This window comes from Phormidesmis priestleyi ULC007, from assembly GCF_003003695.1.
GTDB classification, from domain to species: domain Bacteria; phylum Cyanobacteriota; class Cyanobacteriia; order Leptolyngbyales; family Leptolyngbyaceae; genus Phormidesmis_A; species Phormidesmis_A priestleyi_A.
Map to the genome: position 1 here is coordinate 41,467 of NZ_PVWG01000032.1, position 10,428 is coordinate 51,894.

Consider the following 10,428-nt stretch of genomic DNA (forward strand, 5'->3'; position numbering starts at 1 on the left):
CACAATTCACTTAGGATTGCTATATCTAAACCCAGTCTTCGTAATCTTCACCGTCTCTGGCGGCACAACGGTTGGCATCATCGGTGCGTCTGCGGTGGCGATTTGCAGCAGAGCCGCGTCTGGCTCATAGCGTTTTGTCATTGCCTGCTGCAACAACTCCTGAACCGGGAGACTATTGTAGAGGGGAGAACCCTCAAGCGACTTGATTGCGTCAATCACCCCCTGCCAATCTGCTGCCGATTTAGCGGCAACTGCCTGATTAAACAATTTAGCTTGTTGACTCCAGCGCTGCTTTAGTTCTGTGCCGCGATCGTGCCATTGGCTAGTTTCTGGAATGCTGTTTAATAGAGCGATCGCAGGTGTAATCTCAGCTTGTTGAATGTGGCTGGTTGCCTGGCGCACTAACTCCTGTGACCATTCTTCCTGAAGTTGTTGCACCAACTCATAGTGCTGACTGTTTTTTGGGATTCCAGCAACGGTGTTGACGGCTTCTGTTAACTGGTCGCGACTTGCAGCAGCTTGCGCCTGGTTTAGTAAGTCGGCGTATGCTGCCTCCATTTGGCTGGGCAATTTGTCTAACTGCTCATGGCTTTGCAACTGATCACTCCATTGATGATTAGAAAGTTGCTCTGGAGACGCGGCTGTGGAGTGTTGTACTGCTTTAGAACAATGTTTTTCTACTCCAGCACTGTTAGATGGCTGTTCGCAGGGTTGGGTATTGATCTCTGCGGCTGCTTGTGAACCATTGTTGATCAACAGTGCAGAGCAAACAATCATGCCACTGCTGGCAGCCATTCTGAGGTCAGAAGCATTGAAGGGCAAGCGGCGGTTTGTCTTAAACGAGGGTGCGATCGAGGGGTCGGTAATCGGCTCTAATAGCTGATGGCTCATAATTGGAAAATTACACAATAAACGATCGTAATAGATGCACCCTAATTAGACCTTCTGCATGAATCCGGACAGCTCTCTCCCCAAGAAGAGGGAACAAGAGAGTTCTGGCTCCCTTCTCCTTGGGGAGAAGGGTTGGCGAGGGCTTCGCCCCACTTCGTGAGGAGGGCGGAGTATTGATGCAGGAAGTTAATTGACTAAAAAAACTTCGAGATCGAAGACTAGACGAGGGTGAAATTGGCCTCTGAAAACTGTGCGACATTTGCCAACCCAGCCTCGCCCCGTTGATTGTCTAAATTGGCCAGCACGCTCACATTTCCACCGTCACCCAGATCTTGAGAGTAGGCCAAACGGGTCAAGCCTAGCGTCGAGTTGAAGTAGATAAAAGCGCCTGCATCGGCTGTGATGTTGTTGTTGTTGGCGATCGCACGAGCCGCAGCCCCCGCCGCCGGAAAAGGATCGGTGAGCACAATCACGTTGCCGTTGCCCGCAATTTGTGAAGACTGTCCTTTTTGAAATGTGAGGGTGTCAAGGTTCAAATCAAATTTGTTGAGCGCAAATTGGTCTTCGCCGATCGTAAAGTCTGAAATCACATCAGGCTGGTTTAGGACATTAATACCCGTTTTTCCAGCAGGTGCAGCAATGCCGTTTGCAAACACATCGCCTGCATAGGCAAATTGATCAGCTCCTTCGCCCCCGATGAGTTGATCGACTCCGCTGTCTCCAACTAGTAGATCATTGCCCACACCGCCATCGATCGTGTCGTTGCCTACACCACCCCTGAGCTGATCGGCTCCATTTTCTCCAAACAGGGCATCATTACCCGCATCACCAAAAATCAAATCATCTCCATCACCGCCGAGAAATAAATCGTTGCCTTCGTTGCCTCTAGCCGTGTTGCTGGTTGCGTTTCCAACAAATAGATCATTGGTTAGCTCGGTGCCGTTAAAGTTCACTCCATCGGTTGCGACGGTAACTGAGGTAGTCTCGCTTAGAAGCGCTGAAAGTGCCTGTAGTCCAACTGGGTTGCTAATAGTCATGGTGATTTCCTTATGGTTGATTAAACTTTGAAGCTGCTCAGATCGGCTTACACACTAGAAGCTGTTGCCATCTGAATCAGGTTGGTTGAAATAATGTGAGGCGCGATCGCGCTATTTGAAAAAGACGATTAACAGCACGACCTCAGCACCCTGAAGTTAACACCACTGATAGACTCTGCCGTTGATTCTGTTTTGACAAGTCTCTGAGAGTTAGCGGATGAAGCTTAACTAAGGTTGCACACTCCATAAGTTTACTATGAAGCACATCCTTATACCAAGAGTAAAGAAGTAAAAGGATTTATCCAACCTGGTAATCTCAGAACTTTTTGGGGCTTGCTTAAGGTTTTTATACTTAGAGAAACTTGCAAATTTAGAATGCGTTTAGGATAAATACCCATTCTGTAAAGGTTTTAGAATAATCTGAATGGCAAAATAAAAACAATACTTAGTATGTAGTGTTATATTTTTAACCAAAAGGCGGTAATTTTGCTAATTAGAACCTACTGGTTTAGGAGATTGTTCCAATTAAATAAATTATTGAATATCGTCCGGTTTATTGCGGATGAACCTGTATAAATAACAGTCAGGGTATAACTAACGACTAGTCAGCCGAAAATTAATTAGAACTATATCAACGTTGGTTCTAATTAGTCTAGACGCACGGCAAGTTGTGTTGTAGCCTATCAAAGAGTGAAGGACTGTCACTATCTTGATTGTTTACTGCTTTATAGAAGCCGTGACATAGATTAGTTGATCGAAAAGATTGTCTACTTGAACGTTTGGAACACTCTCATGAGTAGCTGCTTAAAGATTGGTAGTCGCCTATTAAACGGTGACCAAATTATCTCTGCTTTAGTTCAATACAAGCTTCTAGAACCCCTAGTCGGGCATCTCTTGTTAGATGAAGTCTTCAAGGAAGTTCCTTTATTAAAACAGGAGGTGTTTCACACCCTAGTAGGCGCGGCCGATACACCAATACCGGAGGATTTTGAGAATTTTGTCACTCAATGGTGTCAACAGAAGGAGATCACACTCGATTATTTCAAGGCAGTGATGATGCGCGAGTGGCAACTGCAAAAATTTAAGCAACTGCGGTTTGCTGATCAAGTAGAGTCAGAATTTCTTCGCATCAAGTCAGACCTCGATCGCGTGGAATATTCGCTGATTCAGCTTGATGATGGGTCGTTGGCGCAAGAAGTCTATTTTCAGCTTCGAGATGACGGCGTAGAGTTTGCACAACTGGCGCAAGAATACTCATTAGGAAGTGAGAGACACACAGGCGGCTTGGTGGGCCCGGTGGCACTCTCGACGCTGCCGATCGACGTTGCAGCCTTATTTCGCAACCAACAGACCGGAATTGTCTACGCTCCGGTGCCTGTAAACGATCGATTTTGGGTCGTGCGATTAGAGCGGGTGATCGCTGCCCGACTGACTGAGGTGACTCGTACGGCTGTGGTCGATCGTCTTTATACTCAATGGCTGCAAACACAAGTTCAAAGAGTGATTAATACGCCGGGAGCGATCGCGGTGCAGTCAAATTCGACAGAGCAACCCTACCAACCCCGCAAAGCAGCACCTCTCGGCGATAACAATTAATGTCCACCAATCAGAAGACAGGATTAACAGAGTTCACCGCGTGAGGATTCGTGTCGATGATGCAAAGTGATGAACGAATGCAATCGTTTCTGACAGATTTTTTTACGGCATGGCTGTTCAAACCGCTGCCTCCTAATCTGCGAGAATCGATCGCGTCAAAACTGCGGTTGTGTTCTTTTCAGCCAGGAGAAGTAATTTATCCTCCTAAAGAATTGCCCTCAGCCGTGCATTTTATTGTGCAGGGAAGTGTGCGGATTCTCGGCTCTGACTCACAGCAAACCCCAACGCTGGCAGTGTCGGGCGCAGGCACTGTGGTGGGTTGGGATAGCTTGATTCGTCGCGTTGGGGCAGGGTCAGTGAGAGCCGCGATGAGTTCTCAAACTGCCGATCGGGAAGTGTTAACGCTGGCGCTCTCTGCCGATGAGTTTGAATCGTTCGCCTTAAAATATTTGATGCCTGTGTTAACACAACAGGTGAGTTTGTTAGAACTCTTTGATACGCTTTCTCGCGATCGGTCGCTTTTGCTTGATCCTGCCTCTGATCTCGATTTATTAGAAGTCGTGCAGTCTATTGATCGAGAACAGTTTGCCATTGCAAAACATTGGGATGCAGCAATGTCAAATGGGTCGGCTACGCTGTCAGACGATCGTATCTGGCTGGTTAGCAGTGGTGAAGGTCTTAACTTACCGATCGGGACACCTATCACCCACGTCAACCAATTGCAGCAAACTCGTCCCTCTCGATTCCCGGTGCGTTTGTTAGGACTCGATCGTGCCTGCTTAACCTCAACATTTCAACAAACTCCGGCAAGTGTTGCTTCGATCGAACCCGTTATCTCAACTGTTCCCAAAATTTCTCCACCTGATGACAAAGCTTATCCCGCTTGGAAGTCACGTTCTCCAGAGACGATCGAAGATATTGTGGCGTGTTTTGGCATGGTCTGCGAACGCTTACTAGTTCCTTATCGCCCTGATTCAATGCGCCGCTCATTAAAGCAGCAAGCGATCGATAAATTTGAACCCGTCGATCTCTATTTGCGGATTGCTCAAGCGATCGGGCTAAATGCTCAAGTGATTAACTTTACGCCTACAGGTGGCGGCATCAATCGGCTGACTACCCCCGCACTGATTCAGTTTGGTGACGTGTTTGCTGTGCTGTATGACGTGACTCCGACAACAACTGTGTTAGGTTCACCCCGAACCGGATTGGTGCGCCTAACTCCCGATCGGTTAGCAAAACAGTTGACGATCGATGATCCTTCAGATTCAGCGCCGACTACTTGCCGAGCGATTGTTCTAGAGCGATTTGCGACCACGCCGACCAAGCGGTTTGGCTTCCAGCGGTTTGTGCCAATGGTGATCAAACAGCGCGATGTTTTAGTGCAGGTCTTGCTCGCCTCGATCGTGATTCAGCTTTTGAGTTTGGGCAATCCTTTGTTGGTGCAGCAGGTGGTCGATAAGGTGATTATCGGTGCCAATGTAGGAGCAATGTCTACGTTTGGGATGTTGATGATCATGTTTGCGCTCTTAGAGGGCGTGTTGACCATTCTCCGAACGCAAATGTTGATCAGCACCACAAACCGCATCGATTTGCATCTGGGCGTTGAGATTGTGCGTCACATGCTGCACTTACCGCTCAAGTTTTTTGAGCAACGATCGGTCGGAGAGTTGGCATCGCGATTATTAGAATTAGAAAATATTCGTCAATTTATGACAGAAACTGCGATCACCACTGTGATGGATGTGGTGTTTTCGCTGTTTTATATTGGCGTAATGCTGCTCTATAACGTTCGTCTAACTCTCTGCGTTCTCGCTACCGTTCCGATTGTGATTGTTTCTACCCTGCTGATGTCTAAAATTCAGCAAAAATTGCTTCGCGTTAAAGCCGATCAGGGCGCGAAAGTGCAATCCTATATGGTCGAAGTCTTAGGCGGAATTGCGTCGGTCAAATCTCAGCACATGGAGTCTCTAGTCGAAGCAACCTGGCGCGATCGCTACGTGCAATATTTAACCAGTGGCTTCACAACCTCCAACATCAATACAGTCTTTTATTCCTACAGCAACTTTCTCAACACGGTGAGCAGTCTAATCGTGTTGTGGGTGGGTGCCGAACTAGTCTTGACAGGTGAATTAACCCTGGGTGGACTGTTCGCCTTTCGCATTTTAACCGGATATGTGACAGGCCCACTTTTGCGTTTGGCACGGCTCTGGCAGCGATTTCAAGAAACTTCGCTTTCGATGGAACTGTTAGCCGACATTGCAGACTCTCCCGCCGAAGAGGAGTTATCTCAAGAGCAACAGCTTCAAATTCCACCGATTGTTGGTCGGGTTCAATATCACGAGGTTTGTTTTGGATTTAAACCAGGGCAACTGCAATTATCAACGATTCAGTTAGACATTGCACCGGGCACCTTTGTCGGAATCGTCGGTCAGAGTGGCTCTGGAAAAAGCACATTAATGAAATTATTACCGCGTTTATATTTACCACAAAGCGGCAGCATTACCATTGACGATTATGATGTTTGCAAAGTTGATTTGCATTCTTTGCGATCGCAGGTCGGTGTCGTCTCTCAAGATGCCGTTTTGTTTCAAGGAACAATTCGCGACAATATTGCCTTGTTTGAAAATCTGCCCGATGAGGTCGTGATGGAAGCAGCGCGGGTGGCCGAAGCTCACGACTTTATCATGCAGTTGCCCGATGGTTACGCGACGCAAATTGGCGAACGTGGCTCGGCACTGTCAGGCGGACAACGACAACGAATTGCGATCGCTCGTGTGGTGCTTCGCAATCCACGATTGTTGATTTTCGATGAGGCAACTAGTGCCTTAGATTATGAAACCGAACGTCGAGTTTGCACCAATTTGATGCAGCGTTTTCAGGGTCGCACCTGCTTTTTTATTACCCACCGACTGAATACGATCGCCCGTTCCGACTGGATTCTCTTTATGCAATCTGGCATCATCGCCGAGCAGGGAACCCACCAAGACTTAATGGCACGTCGTCAACTCTATTACTGCCTCTATGCCCAACAATCACGGCAGCCATAATCGGTCAAAAGATTGTTGAACGTCTGTGTTCGATCGCCCACTCCCACCGTCCATTTTTATTCACAGAAACCCATCACTTCCCTGGAGAAGATCTATGAGTCGTCCTCGATTGTTTGCTCCCTTAGCGGCACTGCAAACGCGCTACCGAACCATGCAAGATCAGGTCGAACATGACCTGGAGACCAAAGCCACAGGGTTGCCCACTGCTGGCAATTGGACAAAGCGATTGACGCAAGTGATTTTGCTAGGAATCACGGTTGGGGTAGGCTGGTCAGTTTTGGCGCGAGTGGATGTGGTGGTCAACGCTAGCGGTAAATTAGAGCCACAATCACAGTCTCAGGTTGTTCAAGCTAGAGCAGGAGGGGTCGTAACGGCTGTGCTAGTGCGTGAAGGTGAATCGGTTAAACACGGGCAACTGTTGATGCAATTTGATCGAACTGCGCTGCTGAATCGGTTGCAGGAATTGTTGCTTCAACGTCAGAGACTTGTTAAAGAAACAGCGGTGCTGCGAGTTGCCCAACAGGGAAAATCATTGCAGACTTTAGGAAAAAGCAATCTTGAGATGACACCCGAACTCACGGGCCAAGTACAAACGCGCTTGCTGTTGGTGGCTCAACTCACCGGGAACCCCAGCAGTCTTGCCCCAGAACAACTCCAACGCTATAACCTCTATCAACAGCAATTGCGCGATCGTCAATCCCTCAGTCAGCTACAAAAGTCTAGTCTGCAAACCAAAATTGCTGACTCTGATGCACAAATTACTCAAACTCAGTTTCAACTACAGCGCGAGCAAGAACTGCTCGCGAGATTGCGCCCGTTAGTCAAGCAAGGTGCGATTCCTCGTGTCACATTATTGCAGCGTGAGGTAGGGGTTGGCGATCTGCAAAAACAACTGATCCAGAGTCGTCTGCAAAAAGAACAGGTAGAAATTGGGCAACTGCAAACCAGGGTTGAAGACGGCAAACTGCTGAATGAAACCCAACAGGATTTGCAAAAACAGTTGGCTGAATTAGATACCAAGTTTGACAGCATCATTAAGGACAATCAGCGTCAGATGATTGAAGTCAACTCGCAGCTCAATCAAGTTCGTCTTGATCTCAAAAATCAGGGGTTGCGCTCCCCAGCCGATGGTGTGGTGTTTGAACTGGGGTCAAAACTGCCGGGTGCGGTCACTCAGCCAGGTCAAACGCTGCTGCAAGTAGTGCCCAATGAGTCGCTGACGGCGCGAGTTCAGGTAGCAAATGCTGATATTGCCAATGTTCGTGTGGGTATGCCTGTAGATGTTCGCATTGATGCTTACCCTTTCACCGAGTTTGGCGCTGTAAAAGGAGTGATCTCAAAAGTGGGCAGTGAAGCGGTTCCGGTGAGTCAGCAGTCCCCACGATCGACCGTTTTTCCGATCGAAGTGCGGCTCGATCGCCAGTTTCTTGAGCGGCGATCGCAGCGATTTTCGTTGACACCGGGCATGACGATTACCACCTTGATCAAAGTCCGACAACGAGCACCGATCAGTTACGTCACCGAAGAAATCACCAAGGCGTTTGATGGCATGAAATCTGTTCGCTAACGATCATCGATTAAATATTCTGTAATTCTGTAGGGGCACGACATGTCGTGCCCCTATTTATTATTAGACGTGTGCCCCTTATTAATTAGAACTCACAATATTCTGGTTCTAATTACGAGAATTTAATTGAAAATAGGGTTGCCATTTGATTGAAGTTTGTTATAGTAGGTGCAGGGCGACGATGTGACTCAGAAGAATTCAAAACTCCACTTTGCCCAAGCGTTTTAACTCTCTAGACTTACCAGCATTTACCGCAGAGATTTTAACTACACCTGTCATCTTTAGAGCCTTCTAAGATAGACCCCATAAATCTCTTGATGATTCTCTTAGCTTGTGCGAGATTGAGAGTTTTATTTTTCAAGTTCATCATCATCTACTCACTGCTGAATACGATGATGGCTTAACTCTGAAGAATTAGTAGGTGTCAACCACTCGTTACCGCTAATATTCAACAAGCCTCTAAATCATGAAGCAATAACTTCTAAATTTACGGCAACATCAGCAATCAGAGTTAATCCATCTATCGTTATTAGAAGTGATTTTTGCCTGTCAAAAACTGACTAACCAAACTCTACATCAGCATTGATGCAAGCAGTTTAATCTTTGTACATTGTCCTTTTCCTGAAATTTTAGGAGTCACTATGGAAGCCTTGAACAACCAATCTCAGTTAGCACAACAAAATGCGGCTGGAATCGCAGATCCAACTCTCGGCACTGCAAATTCTAATGCCTCGACTAGCCAATCAAAAGGCTCCCTTGAGCAAGATGTGACCCTCGAACGATCGCTTAATGAATCACTCGCACCAGACGAGCGCGAAACCATTGTCGCTACCCCCGATGACCACGACCACGCGCCAGTCTTTGGTAAGTTTCAAACTCATATTGAGTTAGATCAGGTTGCCTCTGCTAGGGGTCTTGATGCGAGCAAACTGACTCGTGAGGATTCATTTCGAGATAACCTTGGCTCTAAAGGCGACTACTTAAACCCCAAAGGGGGCAACAATGTCGTGATTGGGTCGGGCGACAGTGACGTGATTCGAGGAACCGGACGCGGCTTTAACACGATTACCACTGGCACAGGTAAAGATACCGTCATTCTTGGAAAGGAAACGACCAACCGGGTGCTTGACTTTGATGCCTCCAGCGATCGCTTTGTGATCTCAGGAGTCAACCCCAAAAACATCATCATTGCTCAAGGCAAAAACCCCGGCAAAGGGGGACTAGACCAACCCCTCGATTCAGTCAACAATGCGCTAGTCATTGACAAAAAAACAGAACACATTCTCGCATCGTTGCCGTTTGTGAAAGCATCTGATCTCTCTGAGAAAAACTTTGCGCTCAACAGTCGTGAGGCAAACCAAAGTCTGGCAAATCTCAAGCAAGAAGGCTTTAAGTCTCAGAAAGGCGATGGCAAGCTCACGGGCACCCTGGGGCACGATCGCTTAGTCGGCGGAAGCGGAGATGACTTCCTCTATGTCGGCAACGATGGCTTCAAGACGGTCACTGCTAAAGGCACCGGCCCGGCTGAGTTTCCCTTCGCCAACGACAGCCCCGGAACGACAGAACTCAACAGTGAGTTAAAGGACGGAGTTCTCAAAATCAACGGCGCCTACAAAAATTTTGATGCCTTCCCACTCTTTAGCCAGGGCGAAACTACCATTGACCCCAACGCTAAAATTCTCAATGGCTCAGACCCAGTGTCATTGGTGAATAACTTTTTGAAAGTTCCGAAAGATGTCGAAGGCAATCTCCTTTCTGGAACTCATCTGCACTTTAGCCCTTCTGGAGACAGTCGCGGAAACTTTGCTGATGCAACCGTTGTTCGCTTCTTAACGAATACCCCAACCGATGCTAAGTCTGGCACGATCTCGGCTGAGTTTGAGTTGACTCCAACCGAGCAAGCTGCTTTCTTGGCAGGCGATCTCTATGCCAATCTTCACACCAACATTGATGGCGATGGCGACGGTAGAGCCGGGTTCCCCACCGGAGAGAATCGCATCAATTTCAACAAAGATGTTGTGAAGTTTGCATAGTGTGATCAACTGAAAGTTCTTTCGTCTCTGAATGCGCTTCCTGCATAAATACTCTGCTCTCACCCTAGCCCTCTCCCCAGAGAGAGGGAACAAGAGATGGCTCCCTTCTCACCAGGGAGAAGGGTTGGCGAGGGCTTCGCCCCACTTCGTGAGGAGGGCAGAGTATTCATGCAGGAGATCTAAGTAGCTAGGCGCAATTAAATATAAAACGCTCCAGTGAGTACTCACCCGATTGACTCCGGGATTCCATCCCCCGC

6 protein-coding genes are annotated in these 10,428 nt (G+C 47.7%); 4 read left to right on the forward strand and 2 right to left on the reverse strand.

Going from position 1 to position 10,428, the window contains the following annotated elements:
- Positions 1 to 6: 6 nt before the first annotated feature.
- Both C7B65_RS19695 and C7B65_RS19700 read right to left on the reverse strand, forming a co-directional pair.
- Entirely contained in the window at positions 7 to 891 is an 885-nt protein-coding gene (locus C7B65_RS19695) for a hypothetical protein (RefSeq protein ID WP_073072835.1), read from the reverse strand.
- Positions 892 to 1,109: 218 nt separating this feature from the next.
- The gene (locus C7B65_RS19700) at positions 1,110 to 1,928 is read right to left on the reverse strand and encodes a calcium-binding protein (protein WP_073072836.1); all 819 of its coding nucleotides are present in this window, start codon (positions 1,926 to 1,928) and stop codon (positions 1,110 to 1,112) included.
- Positions 1,929 to 2,720: 792 nt separating this feature from the next.
- Here C7B65_RS19700 and C7B65_RS19705 point away from each other — a divergent pair.
- The 4 genes from C7B65_RS19705 to C7B65_RS19720 all read left to right on the forward strand — a co-directional run bounded on the left by C7B65_RS19705 (position 2,721) and on the right by C7B65_RS19720 (position 10,171).
- Positions 2,721 to 3,524 (forward strand): peptidylprolyl isomerase, encoded by an 804-nt coding sequence (locus C7B65_RS19705; RefSeq protein WP_073072838.1) that lies wholly within the window; start codon positions 2,721 to 2,723, stop codon positions 3,522 to 3,524.
- Between the two features lie 56 nt (positions 3,525 to 3,580).
- Positions 3,581 to 6,571 (forward strand): peptidase domain-containing ABC transporter, encoded by a 2,991-nt coding sequence (locus C7B65_RS19710; RefSeq protein ID WP_244913246.1) that lies wholly within the window; start codon positions 3,581 to 3,583, stop codon positions 6,569 to 6,571.
- A 94-nt stretch (positions 6,572 to 6,665) separates the two neighbouring features.
- Entirely contained in the window at positions 6,666 to 8,138 is a 1,473-nt protein-coding gene (locus tag C7B65_RS19715) for an HlyD family type I secretion periplasmic adaptor subunit (protein WP_073072842.1), read from the forward strand.
- A gap of 641 nt (positions 8,139 to 8,779) precedes the next feature.
- Positions 8,780 to 10,171 carry a hypothetical protein gene (locus C7B65_RS19720; protein ID WP_073072850.1) on the forward strand — a complete coding sequence of 464 codons (1,392 nt, stop codon included), beginning with the start codon at positions 8,780 to 8,782 and terminating at the stop codon, positions 10,169 to 10,171.
- Positions 10,172 to 10,428 lie beyond the last annotated feature (257 nt).